The following is an 18,479-nucleotide window of genomic DNA, read 5'->3' on the forward strand; positions in this document are numbered from 1 at the left end:
CCGAACCTTGGACGGAACTACTGCTACGCACTGCGGTTCGGACGCCTTGCTACGAAACGAAACAGACTAAAACTAATGCGACGAACTTCTGATTCAGGGCACTAGGAGTCTGCGCCACAGAATGCGATTCCGCGAGCACCGCCAGGATCCGCGCTCGCGGCGTTGCGCCAAACCCCAATGGCATCAAAGTCGGCGCGGCTCTTGATCGCGCCCGTGAGGAAGCCGCGGCCGAGAGGACTGTAGGGAACGGGGCCGATGCCGACCTTGCGGCACGTCGGCAGGATCTCGTCCTCAGACGCTGCGTATCGGGTGGGCGATCGGACGCCACGGGGGGCCCGGGAGCGCGTTACATTTCGATAACGATTCGACACCTCCGGGCAAAAAAGTGTCCGCCGGAGCCCCGCGAGGCTCCGATCGGAGTACGATTGGAGTGTTGGGTGCCCAAAAGAAGGGGCCTGACCCCTGTTTCGGCCCCCTCAGAAGCATCTCCGGGTCGACCTACCCTCCAATCACACTCCAAGCCGTGCGCGAGTCGAAAGTCACCGTCAAGATCCCCCGTCCGCTGTATCGCAAGATCCAGCTGGTCGTCGAGGGCTCCGGATTCAGCTCCCCCACGGACTTCATCGTCTTCGTTCTCCGGGACCTGATGGGCGATTCGCCCTCCGCCAAGGTCGATCCGGAGGCGGGTGTCGTGCCCGAGAGCGAGGCCAGGGAGTTCACCCAGGCCGAACTCGACGACGTCCGGCGGAAGCTGGAGAACCTCGGTTACCTGTGAGGGGCTGACCCGAAACCCGGCCTGACCTCCGGGAGGGCCCGCAGAAAGAGCCCACTTCCTTGTTCACCTCGGGCGCGATGCCGTCCGAGGAGCCACTAGAGACCCGACCCACGACTCCCTGCCCCGACTTCCACACCATGGGACTGTTCGACAAGTTCAAGAAGAAGCCCGTCGCCCCGGCTGGCCCGCGCCCCCGGCTTCCCATGCGACCCGGGATGGTCCAGAAGCCCGACCCCCAGGGTGAGAATCACCTCGTGATCATCATCCTCGACTCATGCCGCTACGACGCCTTCATGGCGGCCGAGACGAAGACGATCGCCAAGCTCTCGGGCGGCAAGGTCGAGAAGCGCTACACCTACGCCTCGTGGACGGCGCCCTCCCACTACAACCTCCTCACCGGGCTCCTGCCGCACACCTCCCCGGAGAACGTGTACGCGTCGGAGTACTACAAGGAGGACTTCTACAACTACAACAAGCGCCTCGGATCCAAGGGCACCGACATCGACTTCGGCGCCATGGTCCCCGGCCTCTGGCTGCCCGGCTTCCTCCAGTCGAAGATGGGCTACGACACGCACGCGCGCGTCTCGCTCCCCGTGCTGAACCCGAAGACCGGCATCAACCGCGCCTTCGACTCGTTCCAGCTCATGGACAGCCACAACGACATGGCCGCCATCCTGCCGACCATGAAGTTCGACGGCCCGCGGCCGCACTTCTACCTGCTCAACGTCGGTGAGACGCACTATCCCTACGCGAAGCCGAACGAGGACTCGTCCATGTGGCCGCGGATCAGCGGCGTGAACGGCGTCTTCCGCAAGATGAACGATCAGATCGCGGAGAAGGAAGGTGTCGAGGAGAAGTTCAAGGAGGACTTCCAGTTCTTCGACCAGGACAAGCTCGATCAGCTGAAGGAGCGCCAGATCGACACGGTGCGCTACCTCGACTCGGTGTTCGAGCAGCTCTACGACATGGTCCCGAAGAACACCCACATCATCGTGACCGCCGACCACGGCGAACTCTTCGGGGAAGCGGGCTACTTCGGCCACGGCCCGATCATGCACGAGAAGTGCTTCGAGGTTCCCTACCTCGAAGGGATGATCCGCTAGTCGCCGCCGCCTTCGAGACCCACGCGTCATGTTCCCCAAAGCGAAGGTAGCCGGTCCCGGCGGTGGCTCGGCGAAAGGCTGTGTGCTCTGGTTCACCGGTCTTTCCGGAGCCGGCAAGTCCACGCTGGCGGCGCGGCTCTCCGAGATGGTCCAGGCGCGCGAGCACTTCGTCGAGGTCCTCGACGGGGACCTCGTGCGCCAGCACCTCTCCCAGGGCCTCGGCTTCACCAAGGAAGACCGGGACATGAACGTCCGGCGCATCGGATTCGTCGCGAGGCTACTCGCCCACAACGGCTGCTGCGCCATCACCGCCGCGATCTCCCCCTACCGATGCGTCCGCGACGAGGTCCGCGCCATGGTGGACCCCGCGCGCGCCGAGTTCATCGAGGTCTTCGTGAACGCGCCGCTCTCCGTCGTGGAAGAGCGCGATACGAAGGGTCTTTACAAGAAGGCCCGCGCGGGCCTGATCAAGAATTTCACGGGCGTCAGCGACCCCTACGAGGTGCCCAAGAACCCCGAGGTCGTCGTCCATACCGGCGACGAAACCGTGGAGGAGTCCGCCGCCAAGGTGCTCGACTTCCTCCATCGACGCGGCCTCCTCGCCGACCAGTAAACCTGTTTCCCACTCTCCGATCCGTCCCGCCATGTCATTGACCCATCTCGAGCGCCTCGAGGCCGAGAGCATCCGCATCATCCGCGAGGTTGCGGCCGAGTGCGAGAATCCGGTGATGCTCTACTCCATCGGCAAGGACAGCGCCGTCATGCTGCACCTTGCGCTGAAGGCCTTCGCTCCCGGCAAGCTCCCGTTCCCCCTCCTTCACGTCGACACGACCTGGAAGTTCAGGGAGATGATCGCCTTCCGCGACAACCTCGCGAAGGAGCACGGTTTCGACCTGATCGTCCACACGAACCAGGAGGGCGTCGCCCAGGGCGTCAACCCCTTCAGCCATGGCTCGGCGGTCCACACGGACATCATGAAGACCCAGGCGCTCAAGCAGGCGCTCAACAAGGGCCAGTACGACGCGGCCTTCGGGGGCGCCCGCCGTGACGAGGAGAAGTCTCGCGCCAAGGAGCGCGTCTTCTCGTTCCGCTCGGCCCAGCACCGCTGGGATCCGAAGCGCCAGCGCCCCGAGCTCTGGAGCACGTTCAACACGCGCACCAACAAGGGCGAGAGCCTGCGCGTGTTCCCGCTCTCCGACTGGACCGAGCTGGACATCTGGCAGTACATCCACCTGAAAGGGATTCCCGTGGTGCCGCTGTACCTCGCGAAGGAACGCCCTGTGGTCGAGCGCGACGGCGTCCTCATCATGGTGGACGACGATCGCATGCCGCTGGAGCCGGGTGAGACCCCGATGATGAAGAGCGTTCGCTTCCGGACCCTCGGCTGCTACCCCCTGACGGGCGCGGTGGAGAGCGAGGCGACGACCCTGACCCAGGTGATCGAGGAGATGCTCCTCACCGTGAACTCCGAGCGCGAGGGCCGCATCATCGACTTCGACTCCGCCGCCTCGATGGAGAAGAAGAAACAGGAGGGCTACTTCTAATGGACCATTTCGAACAGATCAAAGCCGAGGGCATCGAGGCGTACCTCAAGGCCCACGAGCACAAAGAGCTTCTGCGCTTCATCACCTGCGGCAGCGTCGATGACGGCAAGAGCACGCTCATCGGGCGCCTGCTGTACGAGTCGAAGCTGATCTACGAGGACCAGCTCGCCGCCCTCGAGGCGGACTCCGCTCGCATGGGCACCCAGGGCGGGCGCCTCGATCTCGCGCTCCTCGTGGACGGCCTCGCCGCCGAGCGCGAGCAGGGCATCACGATCGACGTGGCCTACCGCTACTTCTCCACGAAGGCGCGCAAGTTCATCGTCGCGGACACGCCTGGCCACGAGCAGTACACCCGCAACATGGTGACCGGCGCTTCCACCGCTGACGCCGCGATCATCCTGCTCGATGCTCGCAAAGGCATCCTCACGCAGACGCGCCGGCACACCTACATCTGCTCGCTGCTCGGCATCCAGCACCTCGTGCTCGCCGTCAACAAGATGGACCTCGTCGATTACAGCGAGGAGGTCTTCCTGAAGGCCCAGGCCGACTACCGGGAACTCGCGGCGAGCCTCGGCAACAGCCAGGTCACCTGCATCCCGGTCTCCGCCCTGGAGGGCGACAACGTCACCAAGCCGAGCGATAAGCTCAGCTGGTACCAGGGGCGCACGCTCCTCGGCGAACTCGAAACGCTGAAGATCGGCGAGCTGGATTCGAAGCGAACGTTCCGCATGCCGGTCCAGTGGGTCAACCGCCCCAGCTCGGACTTCCGCGGCTTCTCGGGCTACATCTCCCGCGGCTCCGTGGGCATCGGCGACAAGCTCGCTGTCCTGCCCGCGGGCACGACCTCGTCCGTCAAGAGCATCCTGGGTCCCGACGGCGATCTGAAGACCGCCGTCGCGGGCCAGTCCGTCACGATCTGCCTGAACGATGAGGTCGACGCGAGCCGCGGCGACATCCTCGCCGACGCCGCGGACGAGCCGAAGGTCGCGGACCAGTTCCGCGCGACCATCGTCTGGATGCACGAGGAGCCGATGCTCCCCGGGCGCGAGTACGTCCTGAAGATCGGTGCCAAGAGCACCGCGGTCTCGATCGCCGAGCCCCGTCACAAGGTCAACGTCAACACGTTCGAGGAGCTGCCCGCGCGGACTCTCGAACTCAACGACATCGGCGTCTGCAACATCAACCTCGATCAGCCGATCGCGTTCGATGCGTACAAGGAGAACCGTCAGACGGGCGGCTTCATCATCATCGACCGGCTCACGAACGACACGGTCGGCGCGGGCATGCTGGACTTCGCTCTCTGGCGCTCGGAGAACGTCCAGTGGCAGAGCCTCGACGTCAACAAGCCCGCCCGGGCGCGCGCCAAGGGACAGAAGCCCTGCGTCGTCTGGTTCACGGGTCTATCCGGCTCCGGGAAGTCGACGATCGCCAACGTGCTGGAAACGAAGCTCCACGCCGCGGGCCGTCACACCTACCTCCTCGACGGCGACAACGTGCGCCACGGCCTCAACAAGGACCTCGGCTTCACCGACGCGGACCGGGTGGAGAACATCCGCCGCGTCTCCGAGGTGGCCAAGCTGATGACGGACGCGGGACTGATCGTGCTGGTCTCGTTCATCTCACCGTTCCGCTCGGAGCGAGAGATGGCGCGGGAGGCGCTCGATACCCAGGAGTTCATCGAGGTCTACGTGGACACGCCGATCGCCGAAACGGAGCGCCGTGACGTCAAGGGCCTCTACGCCAAGGCGCGCGCGGGCGAGATCAAGAACTTCACGGGCATTGACTCGCCCTACGAAGCTCCGCTGTCGCCCGACGTCCACGTCAAGACGATGGAGTGCACGGTCGAGGACGCCGCGGACCAGATCATGGCCGAACTGAAGTCGAGGGGCCGCCTGGACGCGCGCGGAAGCTGAGGCCCGTCCTCTGACGGACCGAAGGAAGCCGGCCTCCCACCTGCCGTGGGGGCCGGCTTCCTTTCCATGGCCAGGGGCCCGACCATGGTGAACGTGAGGACAGTGTCGCGACGTTTCCTTCTGAAACTTTCGGATTCGCTGCAAGATCGGAAGGCGCGTGACAACCAAGCCCGTGATGTCCAACTCCCAGCCCGAAGACCTCACCTCCATGGAGGGCCTGCTCGGACAGGCCGTGTGGCTTCGGGGCTGCGCGCTCCGCATGGGCTATCGCCGCGAGTCCGCCGAGGACGCCGTGCAGGAAACGCTCCTGGCCGCTCAAGCCGAGGCCGCGAGCCTGGGCGCTGGCTGGCTCCGCCGAACGCTCCAGCGAAAGCTCGGCATGCAGCTACGCTCCGAGCGTCGACGCGCACAGCGCGAGGCGGAGTCTGCCCGTCCAGAGGCCCAGGACCTCGACCCCGCCCGGCGCCTCGAGCAGCTCGAGCTTCAGCAGGAGATCCAGCGCGCGATCGCGCAGCTGCCGCGCCATGACCGAGAAGTCCTGGCGCTGCGATTCGTCGCGGAACTGTCCGTGCAGGAGATCGCCGAGAGCCTCGGGCAGACGCCCAACGCCGTGTCCTCGCGGCTGTCCCGCGCGCTCAAGCGACTGCGCACCATCCTCCGGCCGGACGCTGCACAGGGGGCGCCCCGCAGGTGGCTTGCCTCGCTCTCCGTGCCTGTCGCGAAGCAGCTGCACGTGGGGACTCCGTCCGTGGCAGCCGCCTCCACCGTTCCCCCTCATCCGTGGGCTGCCAGCCTTGCGATTCCCATGAAGAAGTTCCTTGTCATTCTCTTCGTCCTGGCGCTGGTCGCCCTTGGCTCACTGGCGCTGCCCGAGGACCCCTCGAGCGCCCCCTCCCTCGAACGCCACAGCAGCACCGTGCTGAACGACCAGCCTGAATCGCTACGGACGCCCGAGACTGACGCGGGGCCCAGGGAGCCAGGAGCCCCCGCGGCCCCTGCGGAGCGCACGGTCCTCGCGAGCGAAGAAGCGCCCGCCGAGTCGGAGCCGGTGGCCATACGCCCGGCGCTCGAACTCGGCCGCGTGCGCGTGCTCTGCCAGGAGGAAGGGAGTGCGTCGCCGATTGCCGGAATGGACATCGAGTTATTGCCCGAGGACGAAGGGGTGCTGTCTTTCCGTCCCATGAGGGTCCAGCGCACCAACGAGCGAGGCGAGGCGTTCTTCGACGACGTGGCGCCAGGGAGGGTCGCTGCGGTCTTGACGCGCTTCGGCGGAACGGGCGGACGCCATGCCGCGACCGTGGAAGTGACCGCGGGGGAAACCACCGAGGTCCGGTTCGAGCTGGATGCGCGGCACAGGACGCGCGGCATCGTCGTGGACGAATCCGGTCGGCCGGTGCCCGATGCCGAGCTCTGGGTCGGACATCGGCCGGGGCCGGTGGAGAAGGGCTATCCCGTGGGCAGGAGCGGACCGGACGGCAGATTCGACGTGAAGTACGTGGCGGGTGCACAGTTCCTCTGCGCAAGGGCAGCGGGTTACGCCCCTTCCCTGTCGGCGGCGCCAGACTTCACGAGGGACTACGCGGACCACGGACTGCGCCTCGTGCTCGGCGTGCGCCACGGTAGCCTGCGCGGCACGGTGCGTTCACTCGCAGGGACCCCGCTGGAGGGCGTCACCGTGAGTGTTGGTGACATGACCCGCCCTGCGGATGGTGCGACCTACGACTGGACCACGATTCCGCAATCGCAGAAGACGGGTGCAGGCGGCACGTTCGAGTTCCCCGAGCTACGCATCGGCGAGGTTTCGGTCAGGGCCCGCGGGCACAGGGCAGCGCCGTGGTCGCGGTCGGTGGTGATCACGGACGGCGGCTCGGTCGAGCTGGACATCGAGCTCGGAGAGGGCGGGACGCTCGTGGGTCGAGTCCTGACGGCGCAGGGCGGCCCCGCCTCCAACGCTCGCATTGCGGCGTTCCCCGGTGAAGACACAACCGTGCCCCAGGCCGCGACCCGGACCGACGACGAAGGCCGCTATCGGCTGTCCCAGGTGAGCGCCGGAGAGATGTTCCTGCTCGCCGAGAGCGAAGGCGAAGACGCGATTCTCCGCGAAACCCTCTACATCGAAGAGGGCGTCGAGCAGGCCTGGAACCCCGTGCTATCGACGGCGCGAAACCTGGCGGGCCACGTCGTATCGGAGGCAGGCGCTCCCCTCTCGGGTTGGTACGTCTCGGCGCGCGGGATCGTGGGCGGTGTTCCCGCGCAGAACTCGTCCGGTGCCACGGTCCACGCAGACGGCTCGTTCGAGGTGGAGCGCGAACCGGCGGACGCGTACGAGATCCGGGTCTACCCACCGGGCCGCTTCATTGGACCGCCGGCCCTCCTCCTCGAGTCCTTCGGGCCACCCGCGGGGGACCCCAGCGGAAACCTCGGTGAGGGCCTCCGACTCATCGTTCCCGATGACAAGACGCCCACCGCGAGCCTACGCGGCCAGCTCGTCGCGGAGGACGGTGAAGCACTCACGGGTCCGTTGACGCTGACGGTGGCCACGACTCCGGCGACCAGGGTCCATGGCAACACCTCGCCCGACGGCCGCTTTCGATTCGACTACCTGCCAGAGGGTTCGTTCACCCTGACCCTGCGCCAGGGAAGCGAGACCGTACGCGAACACCACTGCGTCGGTCCGCTCGTTCGCGATGAAGCGCGCGACCTGGGCCGAGTGACGCTGTAAGTGCCCGTGACGGTACCGATGCGCGGCCCATACAGCCGCTCAGAAGGACCGCTCGGTGCGACGTCATTTCGAAAGCGATCGCCTCGGGGCCCGCTCTGCCTCGCCACCTCGATCGTCCGGGAATCAGCGGCAGCAAGGTCGAGGGTGGCCCGCTTCTCTACCTGCCCATCGAACTTCCTGCAGACGCACAGGTCGATACCTTCAAGGACGCCGTGAGGGCCAGGATGGGCGTCTCGATCGACACGCTGTTGAGCGAGAAGAGACTCACGAAATGGGACGTGACGGAAGAGACCAAGTAGCCCCCGGCGTCACGGCCGCGTGGCGCGCGACCCGCTACCATCGTGTCCCCATGCTTGGCCAGCTCGACCACGTCGTCTACCTTTGCCGCGATCTCGCCGACACGTCCGGTGTCCTTCCGGGGCTTCCGGACCTTCCGGGGCCTCCGGGAGGAACCCCGCTGAATCGCCTCACCGCCCCCGATTGGATCGCGGTCGATTCTGACGGGATCTGGACAGCGGAGTATCGGCTTCACGGCGGCGCCGTGGAATTCCTCGCGCCCGCCTACCGCGCGGGCGATCCCACGCGCACATGCTCCGGCCTCATGCAAAAGGTCGAGGCCAGCGGGCCCGGCTACAAGAGCCTCGTCTTCGGAACCGATGACCTCGAACGGGAACGCACGCGCCTGCACGCGGCGGGCTTCGAACCCGGCGAGATCACGGCGTCCAGCGCCCGACACTTCGACTCGGATGAACGCCGCGAGTGGCGACGCTTCCGCTGCGCCGACGAGCCCCTGCACGGTCTCAAGGTCTTCGTGATCGAACGTGCGGCGGCTCTTGCTGCGGCTGCCGACGCCCCCATCCTCGAGTCCGTCGAGATCGCCACCCAGCACCTCGACCGCGCGCGTCAAAGATGGCGCAGCCTTCTCGGCACGCGCGAAACCACCGGGCCGACAGCGGGTACCCTCACCTTCTCCCTGGGCTCCGCCAGCCTCCTGATTCGACAGATACCAGAGACCTCCGACGACACGGGTTCCCTGGACCGAATCGCCGGAGTCCGCGTCCAGTAGCCCACGAGAAGCTCTCCCAAGCCGCCCGCCGCAACCTTTCCTCGCCGCTCACCCATGCACAAAACACCCGCGCTCGTCACCCTCGCTCTCTTCGTCGCCTCTTGCCAGTCAGGCAGCCTCTACGAGAACGCGGCGACCCGCGAGAGCTACCGCCTCTCCGAGACCCCCGTCGACGAAGCCGTCGAGGGACGGCCGACCTTCGGTGATCCGCTTCCGATCCCGGGTTCGAGGTCTCGGATCATCCCGTTCTCGCGCGAGTCCACCGTGGGCTGGTTCGGCGATCGCGACCACTTCTCGGAGGGCGGTCTCTCGTCCTTCGCCGACGAGTCCCAGGCTCGGCTGCGCGCGCCGTCTCCCGCGGGTCTCTTCCGACGGATTCGCTGGCACAATGCCGCCATCCACGACCTCGAGTCCGGAGAGCAGTGGACGCTCCTCGAAGAGCGCGGCGTCCTCTCGAGCCTCTGGATCAAGCTCTCAACGGAGCGCAATTTCCCGGACAAGGAGGCCCGCCAGGTCGCCTCGGCGCTGATCTTCTCGGCCACCACCGCGGACACGAACGGCGACCAGAAGCTGAACGACCTCGACGGCGTGCGCGCCCTCGTCACCGACGGCGACGGGCGGAACCCGCGCCTCGTCACGCCCCCTGGAACCCAGCTGGTGAGCGTTCAGTTCGACCCGACGTTCGACGTGGCGATCCTGATGGCCCGGGTCGACCTGAACGGCGACGGCAAGTTCACGGATTCCGAGCCGCCGCGCCCGTTCCTCTACCGGTTCGGGGAGGACCGCGCCGAGCCGCTCCTGACGGAGGCCACGCTGGACGTGATCGAAGGTGCCCTCGAGTAGGGCAAGAGGCCGTCGCCTTCCGATCAGCGGTTCGCGTTCGCGTGCGCGCAGGAGAAGCACTTGTGGTACATGCCACGCTGCTTCGACTGGCACTGGCTGAGGGTGACGCGGTGCTGGAAGAGCGGAATCGCTCCGTCGGCTCGGGTCGGGCAGGCCCGCTCACCGGCGGCCCTGGCCGCTTCCGCCGCCGTGGGCATCTCCGGCTCGGGACTGGCTACCTCGGGGCGCGCGGCCTGGGACCGTGTGCTTGCTGCTTCGATGGTCTTCAGTTTCATCGCGATGTTTCCTCGAGCCAGGTACGTTGCCGCACGCTGTGGCTTCTCGTTCCTCAGGACCTTTTCGCCCGGGCCGCTGTCAGCGCCCAAGGGAGCCTTTCTACGAAACGGATCGGCGCCTTTCAGGAGAACTGGCCCCAAATGCTGAAAAAGGCTCAGATTTCGGTCAAGGCTGCGTGCAGGCTGGCCAAGGCATCGGCCGCGGCCTCCGGGCCCCGATGACCATCGCGCGAGAGTTCGACCGCCGCCATCCCCTGGAAACCTGAGGCCGTCAGGCCTCGCAGCGCGTCCACGAGGTCGAGGTCGCCCTCGCCGAAGGGCACGTGGTGATGCCGTCCGCGGGGGCAATCGGCCAGGTGAACGTGGAGCAAACGCCCGGCGAACTCGTCCACGACAGAGCTGACAGGCAGGTCACCGGTCACGACGCAGTGGCCCACGTCCAGCGTCAGGCCGAGGTCGTCGCCTGCGGGGCCCATGTAGCCGAGAAGCGTCCGGAAACCCGCGGGCCGCTCGATGAACATGCCGGGCTCCGGCTCGAACCCCACGCGCACTCCAAGGTCGCGGGCGCGCTCGAGGACCGCGGCGAGGCCGCTCGCCAGTCGATCGAGCAGAGGATGCTCGGGAAGTTCGTCGAGGGTTCCTGGCTCGCCCTCGGGCGCGGCGCCCGCCCACAGGGAAACCACGTCCGCGCCCAGCTCCACGGCCAGGGCGAGGCAGCGGAAGTAGAAGTCGACCCGCCGCTCGCGCTCCGCGGCCGACGCCTCCAGCAGCGTGGGCCGGTGCTTGCGCCGCGGGTCCAGCACGAAGCGCGCGCCCGTCTCGATCGCCACGGACAGCCCGAGGTCGTCGAGCCGCTTCCGGGCCTCGGCGACGTCGGCCGGGGAGAGCCTCAGGGGATCGAGCGCGCCGACGTCCGGTGTGATCGCGACGGCCTCGTAGCCGAGGTCGGAAACGAGTTCGAGCGCGTCGCCCAGTCGCTGGAACGGCAGCCCGTTGGTGTTGTAGCCGAGGCGGAACAACGATCAGCGCCCCTCAGGAGGCCTCGCCCGCGGGCGGAGGCTTGACGCCCGCTCCGAGACGGTCGCCCGCGAGATCCGGCGCGGCGGGCTCGTCGTCGTTGTAGGGCTCTTCCTCGTAGTACGTCGTGGGCTCCTGCCGATCGACGCCTGGAATCTGATCGCGACGGGCGGGATCGAGGTCGAGCGACGGAGCTGGCCCCGGATCCGGACCTGTATCCTCTTCGGGCTGCCAGTCGCCGTTCCCGACGATGCCCTCCGCGGGCTCCAGCCGGAATTCGCCCCTGCGGTGGGCATCGGGGTCCACCGACGGCTCGTCGGCCTCGGTGAACTCGGTGGCCTTCGCGGCCTCCACCTGGTTCCGCGCGTTCCGCTCTGCCGCCTCGCGCGCGCGCTCCGCGGCCGCCCGCGCCTCGTTGGTCTTCTGGGCGTCCGTCGTGGGCTTCTTGACCTTGAAGTCTGCCTCGCGCGGGATGCTGAGCTCGATGTCCCGGCGGACGCGCCGCAGCTCGTCCTCCAGACCCGTGTCCTGCCACATCTTCGCGATCATGCGACGAATCCGCATCACGTGCGCGACCGCCCGCAGGGCCACCTCCGGCAGCCGCGACCCGAAGATCATCAGCGCCGCCATGATGACGATGAGCCATTCCAGGTTGCCGCCCGGAAGAAGCGGGATCGCGAAGTAGACGTTCATCGACGGAAGCGCTCACGCTCGACCGACCGGCGCGCCAGAAAATTGGCCAGCCGCGGCCCGACGATGACGAGGAGCGCGAGCGCGACCACCGCCAGCTCGAGCCAGCCCGGCATGCCGATCAGGGCGAAGGAAGAGGTCCACATGGAGCGCGGAATTGTAGCCGGAAGCGCGCCGGAAGAGGTCCGGAAGGGACCGACAGAACCGCGCTGGCCACGATCGAGCCTCAGAGCGGTTCGAGCTCGATCTTTCGGAAATCACAGGGCACGCCTTCCGCCTGGACGGCGATCTGCCCCTCGGACGCGGTGCAGTCGTAACCGGAGTTCACGTGGTCTCCGTTGACCCAGATGTCGATCGTGTCGCCGCGGCACTCGATGACCATCGTGTTCCACTCGCCGACCGGGTTCTCGGAGTCGTCGGTCAGGTTGAGGATCCGGCGCGATTGCCCCTTTTCGCCGCCCCAGGTGGAAGGGTCAGGGTTGCGTCGTTTCTCCATGTCCGGCGTGCTGATCGTTTCCCCGATGCACCAGAAGTCGCCCGCGTGGCCGGAGTTCAGCTGGCATTCGATCGACGCGGGGAACATCCCGTAGAGGCGCCGGGGCGTCGAACAGTGCACGAGGATTCCGCAGTTGCCCGGTTCCCCGGGAAAGCGATACTCGACCGTCAGACGGTAGTCGCGGTAAATCCCGTCGGTGATGAGGTGCCCCTCGGGCGTCCCGTAGCTCTTGAGCATGCCGTCCTCGACGCCGAAGGAGGCCGCGACCTCGGCCCCGCCGTCGGCGTCCGGGATGTCGGTGTGCCACCCGTCGAGGTTCTCGCCGTTGAACGGGATGGTGGAGGTCGAGGCGCAGGAGCCGAGGCCGCTCGCGGCCACGATCACGCAGAGGGCACCGAGGAGCGTCCGGAAGGAGGCGGAGAGCTGGGAGATGAACATGCGCCTGATTGTGCAGACCGCTGGCCCCGAGCGAAACCGTAGGCTGTGGCACATGGACCCCGAGACGACGATCAAGATCGGTTTCTACGTGATCTTCCTGCTCTCCACGACGTGCCACGAGGCCGCGCACGCCTGGGTCGCGAAGCTTCTCGGGGATTCGACCGCCTACCTGGGGGGCCAGGTCTCGCTGGATCCGATGCCCCACATCCGCCGGGAGCCCGTGGGCATGGTGATCGTGCCGATTCTGTCCCTCATGATGATCGGCTGGCCCATGGGCTACGCCCATATCCCGGTGGACCGCGCCTGGAGCGAGCGTTACCCGCGCAAGTCCGCCTGGGTCTCGGTCGCCGGGCCCGCCGCGAACCTCGCGCTGCTGCTGCTCGCCGTGATCGGCATCCGCATAGGCCTCGCCACCGAGACCTTCGTTGCGCCGCGCACCATGGGTGAGTTCTCCGAGATCACCCTGACGGCGGGCAGCGCGGTCGGCCGCTCCTTCGCGATCTTCCTGAGCCTGCTCTTCGTCGAAAACCTCGTGCTGCTGCTCTTCAACCTGATCCCGGTCCCGCCCCTCGACGGCAGCGGAGCGCTACCACTTTTCACCCCGAAAAGTATGCAGCGAACTTACGCCGACCTCATCTCGCAGCCCACGTTCCAGATGATGGGAATCATTGCGGCATGGATGCTCTTCCCCGGTATTTTCAGCGCCGTCTTCATGCCGGTCGTGAACCTTGTCTACACCGGCGTCGCCCACTACGGATAATCGCTCCATGACCCCAGCTGCTGCTTCGCCCGTCGCACCCGCCTCTCTTGCCGAACGTATCGCCGCCGAGCTCGGCGTACGTCCCGACCAGGTCGCCGCCACCATCGAGATGCTCGACGAGGGCGCGACGGTGCCCTTCATCGCGCGCTATCGGAAGGAACGCACCGGCGGCCTCGACGACACCCAGCTGCGGAATCTGGAGGAGCGCCTCACCTACCTGCGCGAACTCGATGCGCGCAAGCAAACGGTGCTGGAGGCGATCGAGTCCCAGGGCAAACTGACGACCGCGCTGCAGGCCGCGATCATGGAGGCCGACACGAAGACGCGCCTCGAGGATCTGTATCGCCCCTACAAGGTCAAGCGTCGCACGAAGGCCCAGATCGCGCGCGAGCGCGGCCTCGGGGACCTCGCCGAGCGACTGCTCGCCGACCCGACCCTCGACCCGGCGACGCTCGCGGCCGAGTTCGTCGATCCCGCGAAGGAAGTGCCGGACGCGGACGCCGCGCTGGAAGGCGCCCGCGACATCCTCGTCGAGACCTTCTGCGACGACCCGGAGCTCTCCACGAACCTCCGGGAGCACACCTGGGAGAATGCGACGATCAAGACCGTCGTGGAAGAGGGCCAAGAGGAAGCGGGCGCGCGCTTCCGCGACTACTTCGAGTACTCCGAGCCGCTGAAGAACGTCCCGAGCCACCGCGCGCTCGCGATGCTCCGCGGACGCGGAGAGAACGCGATCTCGCTGAACGTCGTGCTCGATCCTGAAGACAAGCGACTCGGCGACGATTCCACGGGCGTTTGCGCGTCCCAGGTCATGCGCCGCTTCAACGTCTCCGACCAGGGCCGCCCGGCCGATGAGTTCCTCTGCGGCGCCGCGCGGCTCGCGTGGCGCTTCCGGCTGGCCCTGCGCATCGAAACCGACCTCGTGACTCGCCTGCGCGAGGCCGCGGAGATCAGCGCCATCGACGTCTTCGCCAAGAACCTCAAGGCGCTGCTGCTCGCTGCACCCGCCGGCCCGCTCGCGATCCTCGGCCTCGACCCGGGCCTGCGCACGGGCGTCAAGGTCGCCGTCGTCGATCGCACGGGCCAGGTCGTCGCCACCGACACCATCTACCCGACGCCGCCCCGCAACGACATCGAGGGCTCGCTCAAGGTCCTCGAGAAGCTGGTGCGCGCCCACGGCATCTCGCTGGTCAGCGTCGGCAACGGCACGGGCTCGCGCGAGACCGATCGCCTGGTGGTCGACCTCATGCACCGGATGCCCGACGTGAAGCTCCAGAAGATCATCACGAACGAGGCGGGCGCCTCGGTGTACTCGGCGTCGGAGCTGGCTTCCAAGGAGCTGCCTCACCTCGACGTCTCGCTGCGCGGCGCCGCCTCGATCGCGCGTCGCGTCCAGGATCCGCTCGCGGAACTCGTGAAGATCGAGCCCAAGGCCATCGGCGTCGGCCAGTACCAGCACGACGTCGATCAGACGAAGCTGACGCGCTCGCTGGGCGCCGTGGTCGAGGACTGCGTGAACGCCGTCGGCGTGGACGTGAACACCGCGTCGGCCGCGCTCCTGGAGCGCGTCGCCGGCATGACGAAGACGCTCGCGGAGAACCTCGTCGCGTACCGCAACGAGCACGCCGCGTTCCGCCGTCGCAAGGACATCCTCAAGGTGCCGCGCCTGGGTCCAAAGGCCTACGAGCAGGCCGCGGGATTCCTCCGCATCATGGGCGGCGACGACCCCCTCGACCGCTCGGCCGTGCACCCCGAGGCGTATCCGGTCGTCGAGCGCATCGCCAAGAAGGCAAAGCGCGACGTCGCCTCAATCATCGGCGACGCGGCGTTCCTGCGCTCGCTCAACCCGGCCGACTACGTGGACGAGACCTTCGGTCTGCCGACGGTGACGGACATCCTCGCCGAGCTGGAGAAGCCGGGCCGCGACCCGCGCCCCGAGTTCAAGACCGCCGCCTTCAAGGACGGCGTCGAGAAGATCCAGGACCTCGCCGTCGGCATGAAGCTCGAGGGCGTCGTGACCAACGTGACGGACTTCGGCGCGTTCGTCGACGTCGGCGTGCACCAGGACGGCCTCGTGCACATCAGCCAGATGTCCTACACCTTCATCAAGTCGCCGTCCGAGGTCGTTTCCGCCGGTGACATCGTGCACGTCAAGGTCATGTCGATCGACCTGGAGCGCAACCGCATCGCGATGTCGATGCGCCTCGACGACGACCCGCAGGCGGCGCGGGTCGAGCGCGGGGAGCCGCGCGGTGATCGCACGGCGGGCCGCGGCCCCGGCCCCCAGCGTGGCGGCTCCCCGCGTGGCGGCGGCGGGCGCGGCGGCGCAGGCCGCGGTCCCCGGGGAGGCGGCGAGCGGAGCTCGGAGCCTCGCCCCTCGACCTTCACGACGTCGGAGGCTCCGCTGAAGAACAATCCGTTCGCCAAGGCGTTCGCCGCCAAGGGCCTGAACGCCGATCCGAAGAAGGGCTCGAAGTAGATGACCACGACGCCGCCGCCGAATACGCCGCTCTGGGAGACGGGACGCTGGACGCCGCTTCCGCCCGTCGCGGAGCCGCTGGCGGCGGATGTCTGCGTCGTGGGACTGGGCGGCTCGGGCCTCACGGCCGTCCACGAGCTGCTCGACCGCGGCGCCCGCGTCATCGGGATCGACGCCGGGATCGTGGCGGGCGGCGCGGCGGGCCGGAACGGGGGCCTCGCGCTGGCCGGGCTCGCGCCCTTCTACCACCGCGCCGTGGAAGCTCTTGGACACGACCGTGCGCTCGCCTTCTATCGCGCGACGATGGAAGAGCAGGCGCGCATGCGATCGGCGACGCCGGAGCACGTGCGAGTGACCGATTCACTTCGGATCGCGGTCGATGCCGAGGAGGGTGAAGACTGCATCGCGCAGTTCGAGGCCATGCAAGCGGACGGCCTGCCCGTGGAGCTCTACGACGGCGGCGAGGGCCGCGGGCTCCTGTTCCCTGGCGACATGTCGTTCAACCCGCTGGCGCGCTGTCGGTCCCTGGCCCGGCAGGCGCTGGAGCGCGGCGCGCAGCTCTTCGAGGGCTCGGCGGCGACGGACATCGCGGGAGAGACCGTGGTGGCGAACGGCCACCCGATCCGCTGCGGCGCGGCCGTGGTGGCCGTGGACGGACGGCTCGACCTGGTGCTGCCCGAACTCGCCGGTCGCGTCCGGACGGCCCGGCTTCAGATGCTCGGGACGGAGCCGGCCACCGACGCCGTTTTCCCGCGCCCGATGTATCTGCGGGACGGCTACGAGTACGTCCAGCAGCTGGAGAACGGCGCGTTCGCGCTCGGCGGGTTCCGCGACATGTTCGAGGCCGACGAGTGGACCCACGACGCCACGCCGACGAACGAGATCCAGGAGCTTCTGGAGAGCTTCCTCCGCGACTGCGTCCGGACGAAGGCCCGGATCACCCACCGGTGGGCGGCGTCGGTCGGCTACGTCGAGGGCACGCTTCCCGTGATGGAGGAGGTCCGCTCGGGCGTCTGGGCGATCGGGGGGTACTGCGGTACCGGCAATCTCGTCGGCGCCCTCGCAGGCCGGGCGGCGGCGGCCGCGGCGCTGGGCCAGTCGTGCGAACTCCTCGGCCTGTTCCGCGGTGAATAGAAGCGGAACTGGCCGTGCAGATGGTTAGGCTGCAGTCCCTGTCCCTTTGACACCAGACACTCGATGAAAGCCAAACTCCTCGGCACGGGCCGGGCGCTGCCCGGGGAAGACGTCGCCGGAACTCAGCTCGGAAACGTGGAGCTCGCTCGCCTGATGAACGAGGTCCGGGAACGGCTGGCGGTGGAGGCTCCGGAACAGGAGGTCTTGCCCACGGACGCGGACTTCCCGGAGCGCCGCCTCGGAGTCCTCAGCCGCCGCGTTCTTGATGCGAGCTTGACCGTCCGCGATCTGGCGATCCACGCCGCGCGCAGCGCGGTGGCCGACGCGGGCGTGGACATCGCCAGCATCGGCGCGGTCTACGTGAACACGACGACGCCGGACGGCCTCGCGCCCACGACGGCGAGTTCCATCCACGCGGCGCTGGGCATGGAAGAAGACGTGTTCGCCGTGGACCAGAGCCTTGGCTGCAACGGTTTCATCGGAGGCATGTACAACGCCCAGGGCGCGGTCGGTCGAAACGAGGCGCGGCCCAACGTGCTCGTCGTCGGCGCCGAGTGCATGACGAGCGTCCTCGACGCCAGCGACCGAACCACGATGCCGATCTTCGGCGATGGTTCCGGCGCGGCAGTTTTCGGGCCACCCGAAAGCGACGACCTGCCCGGCGTCTGGATGGCGACCCAGGGCGTCTCCGCGAGGAACATCACGGTCCACCCGGACCTCAGCGAGCGCCCCATCTATCGCGTGCGAAGCCGGAACGGCCAGTGCGTCGTCGAGCAGGGCCGGGTTCATCGCTACGTCGTCGGCATGGAAGGCCGCGAGGTCTTCAAGGACATGGTCCGTCTCCTGCCACCGCGCATCGAAGCGTGCTGCCAGCGCGCGGGTCTCGAGCTGGAAGACGTCGACCTGTTCCTGTTCCACCAGGCCAACGCCCGGATGATCGAGGCCGTGACCCAGCGCGTGATCCCGAACTGCGCCGCCGAGCGAGTTCCGATCCATATCGAGACCCTCGGGAACACGTCGAGCGCGTCGGTGCCGATCCTCCTGGACCAGGTCCGCAAGAGCGGCGCCTTCACGCCGGGTAAGCGCGCGCTCCTGTGCGCTTTCGGCACAGGGTACTCGATGGGTATGACGATCCTGAATGGGTGAGACCGCGCCGATACTGGCGCAGTTTCCCGTGACCATGCTGGCGCAGACTCCCGCGACGGGAACGCCGGCGTCACCGTC

17 protein-coding genes and 1 pseudogene are annotated in these 18,479 nt (G+C 67.6%); 12 read left to right on the forward strand and 6 right to left on the reverse strand.

What is annotated here, in order from left to right; translation table 11 throughout:
• Positions 1-179: 179 nt before the first annotated feature.
• A pseudogene (locus Poly30_RS26405) lies at positions 180-293 on the reverse strand (aldo/keto reductase); the annotation flags it as partial.
• Between the two features lie 230 nt (positions 294-523).
• Between Poly30_RS26405 and Poly30_RS26410 the strand changes: the two are divergent.
• From Poly30_RS26410 to Poly30_RS26445, 8 genes are all read left to right on the forward strand, one after another.
• A complete protein-coding gene (locus tag Poly30_RS26410) occupies positions 524-775 on the forward strand; it encodes a CopG family transcriptional regulator (RefSeq protein WP_145204948.1) in 252 nt (83 codons plus the stop codon).
• A 137-nt stretch (positions 776-912) separates the two neighbouring features.
• A complete protein-coding gene (locus tag Poly30_RS26415; RefSeq protein WP_419190698.1) occupies positions 913-1,878 on the forward strand; it encodes a sulfatase-like hydrolase/transferase in 966 nt (321 codons plus the stop codon).
• 28 nt (positions 1,879-1,906) lie between these two features.
• Positions 1,907-2,491 carry an adenylyl-sulfate kinase gene (gene cysC / locus Poly30_RS26420; RefSeq protein WP_145204951.1) on the forward strand — a complete coding sequence of 195 codons (585 nt, stop codon included), beginning with the start codon at positions 1,907-1,909 and terminating at the stop codon, positions 2,489-2,491.
• Positions 2,492-2,522: 31 nt separating this feature from the next.
• Positions 2,523-3,422 carry a sulfate adenylyltransferase subunit CysD gene (cysD, locus tag Poly30_RS26425; protein WP_145204954.1) on the forward strand — a complete coding sequence of 300 codons (900 nt, stop codon included), beginning with the start codon at positions 2,523-2,525 and terminating at the stop codon, positions 3,420-3,422.
• Positions 3,422-5,335, forward strand: coding sequence for a sulfate adenylyltransferase subunit CysN (gene cysN, locus Poly30_RS26430; protein WP_145204957.1), 1,914 nt, complete (start codon positions 3,422-3,424; stop codon positions 5,333-5,335). The genes cysD and cysN overlap by 1 nt, the downstream gene beginning before the upstream one ends.
• A gap of 175 nt (positions 5,336-5,510) precedes the next feature.
• Positions 5,511-8,057 carry a sigma-70 family RNA polymerase sigma factor gene (locus Poly30_RS26435; RefSeq protein WP_145204961.1) on the forward strand — a complete coding sequence of 849 codons (2,547 nt, stop codon included), beginning with the start codon at positions 5,511-5,513 and terminating at the stop codon, positions 8,055-8,057.
• 349 nt (positions 8,058-8,406) lie between these two features.
• Positions 8,407-9,123, forward strand: coding sequence for a VOC family protein (locus Poly30_RS26440; RefSeq protein ID WP_419190699.1), 717 nt, complete (start codon positions 8,407-8,409; stop codon positions 9,121-9,123).
• A gap of 54 nt (positions 9,124-9,177) precedes the next feature.
• On the forward strand, positions 9,178-9,966 hold the full coding sequence (locus Poly30_RS26445; RefSeq protein ID WP_145204967.1) for a hypothetical protein: 789 nt from the start codon (positions 9,178-9,180) through the stop codon (positions 9,964-9,966).
• Between the two features lie 23 nt (positions 9,967-9,989).
• Here Poly30_RS26445 and Poly30_RS26450 read toward each other — a convergent pair whose 3' ends face one another.
• From Poly30_RS26450 to Poly30_RS26465, 5 genes are all read right to left on the reverse strand, one after another.
• Entirely contained in the window at positions 9,990-10,241 is a 252-nt protein-coding gene (locus Poly30_RS26450; RefSeq protein ID WP_145204970.1) for a hypothetical protein, read from the reverse strand.
• A gap of 155 nt (positions 10,242-10,396) precedes the next feature.
• Positions 10,397-11,260 (reverse strand): sugar phosphate isomerase/epimerase family protein, encoded by an 864-nt coding sequence (locus Poly30_RS26455; protein WP_145204974.1) that lies wholly within the window; start codon positions 11,258-11,260, stop codon positions 10,397-10,399.
• 13 nt (positions 11,261-11,273) lie between these two features.
• Positions 11,274-11,951, reverse strand: a complete 678-nt coding sequence (locus tag Poly30_RS26460) for a Sec-independent protein translocase subunit TatA/TatB (RefSeq protein ID WP_145204978.1) — start codon at positions 11,949-11,951, stop codon at positions 11,274-11,276.
• Positions 11,948-12,094, reverse strand: a complete 147-nt coding sequence (locus Poly30_RS28960) for a hypothetical protein (RefSeq protein ID WP_419190700.1) — start codon at positions 12,092-12,094, stop codon at positions 11,948-11,950. Before Poly30_RS28960 ends, Poly30_RS26460 begins: the two co-directional genes overlap by 4 nt.
• Before the next feature lie 80 nt (positions 12,095-12,174).
• The gene (locus Poly30_RS26465; protein WP_145204981.1) at positions 12,175-12,882 is read right to left on the reverse strand and encodes a 3-keto-disaccharide hydrolase; all 708 of its coding nucleotides are present in this window, start codon (positions 12,880-12,882) and stop codon (positions 12,175-12,177) included.
• 52 nt (positions 12,883-12,934) lie between these two features.
• On the opposite strand from Poly30_RS26465, the gene Poly30_RS26470 reads away from it, so the two are divergent.
• The 4 genes from Poly30_RS26470 (at position 12,935) to Poly30_RS26485 (ending at position 18,401) form a co-directional block, all read left to right on the forward strand.
• Positions 12,935-13,642 carry a site-2 protease family protein gene (locus tag Poly30_RS26470; RefSeq protein WP_145204984.1) on the forward strand — a complete coding sequence of 236 codons (708 nt, stop codon included), beginning with the start codon at positions 12,935-12,937 and terminating at the stop codon, positions 13,640-13,642.
• 7 nt (positions 13,643-13,649) lie between these two features.
• Complete coding sequence (locus tag Poly30_RS26475) at positions 13,650-16,121, forward strand: Tex family protein (RefSeq protein ID WP_145204987.1); 2,472 nt, start codon at positions 13,650-13,652, stop codon at positions 16,119-16,121.
• Entirely contained in the window at positions 16,122-17,255 is a 1,134-nt protein-coding gene (locus Poly30_RS26480) for an NAD(P)/FAD-dependent oxidoreductase (RefSeq protein ID WP_145204990.1), read from the forward strand.
• A 63-nt stretch (positions 17,256-17,318) separates the two neighbouring features.
• Entirely contained in the window at positions 17,319-18,401 is a 1,083-nt protein-coding gene (locus Poly30_RS26485) for a ketoacyl-ACP synthase III (RefSeq protein ID WP_145204993.1), read from the forward strand.
• Positions 18,402-18,479 lie beyond the last annotated feature (78 nt).

This window comes from Saltatorellus ferox (assembly GCA_007751475.1).
GTDB lineage: Bacteria > Planctomycetota > UBA1135 > UBA1135.

Excerpts from the sequence above, each read along its gene's own strand:
- Poly30_RS26415 (WP_419190698.1), top strand. The coding sequence starts at position 913 with ATGGGACTGTTCGACAAGTTCAAGAAGAAGCCCGTCGCCCCGGCTGGC.
- cysC (WP_145204951.1), top strand. The coding sequence starts at position 1,907 with ATGTTCCCCAAAGCGAAGGTAGCCGGTCCCGGCGGTGGCTCGGCGAAA.
- cysD (WP_145204954.1), top strand. The coding sequence starts at position 2,523 with ATGTCATTGACCCATCTCGAGCGCCTCGAGGCCGAGAGCATCCGCATC.
- cysN (WP_145204957.1), top strand. The coding sequence starts at position 3,422 with ATGGACCATTTCGAACAGATCAAAGCCGAGGGCATCGAGGCGTACCTC.
- Poly30_RS26435 (WP_145204961.1), top strand. The coding sequence starts at position 5,511 with ATGTCCAACTCCCAGCCCGAAGACCTCACCTCCATGGAGGGCCTGCTC.
- Poly30_RS26440 (WP_419190699.1), top strand. The coding sequence starts at position 8,407 with ATGCTTGGCCAGCTCGACCACGTCGTCTACCTTTGCCGCGATCTCGCC.
- Poly30_RS26445 (WP_145204967.1), top strand. The coding sequence starts at position 9,178 with ATGCACAAAACACCCGCGCTCGTCACCCTCGCTCTCTTCGTCGCCTCT.
- Poly30_RS26450 (WP_145204970.1), bottom strand. The coding sequence starts at position 10,241 with ATGAAACTGAAGACCATCGAAGCAGCAAGCACACGGTCCCAGGCCGCG.
- Poly30_RS26460 (WP_145204978.1), bottom strand. The coding sequence starts at position 11,951 with ATGAACGTCTACTTCGCGATCCCGCTTCTTCCGGGCGGCAACCTGGAA.
- Poly30_RS28960 (WP_419190700.1), bottom strand. The coding sequence starts at position 12,094 with ATGTGGACCTCTTCCTTCGCCCTGATCGGCATGCCGGGCTGGCTCGAG.
- Poly30_RS26465 (WP_145204981.1), bottom strand. The coding sequence starts at position 12,882 with ATGTTCATCTCCCAGCTCTCCGCCTCCTTCCGGACGCTCCTCGGTGCC.
- Poly30_RS26470 (WP_145204984.1), top strand. The coding sequence starts at position 12,935 with ATGGACCCCGAGACGACGATCAAGATCGGTTTCTACGTGATCTTCCTG.
- Poly30_RS26475 (WP_145204987.1), top strand. The coding sequence starts at position 13,650 with ATGACCCCAGCTGCTGCTTCGCCCGTCGCACCCGCCTCTCTTGCCGAA.
- Poly30_RS26480 (WP_145204990.1), top strand. The coding sequence starts at position 16,122 with ATGACCACGACGCCGCCGCCGAATACGCCGCTCTGGGAGACGGGACGC.
- Poly30_RS26485 (WP_145204993.1), top strand. The coding sequence starts at position 17,319 with ATGAAAGCCAAACTCCTCGGCACGGGCCGGGCGCTGCCCGGGGAAGAC.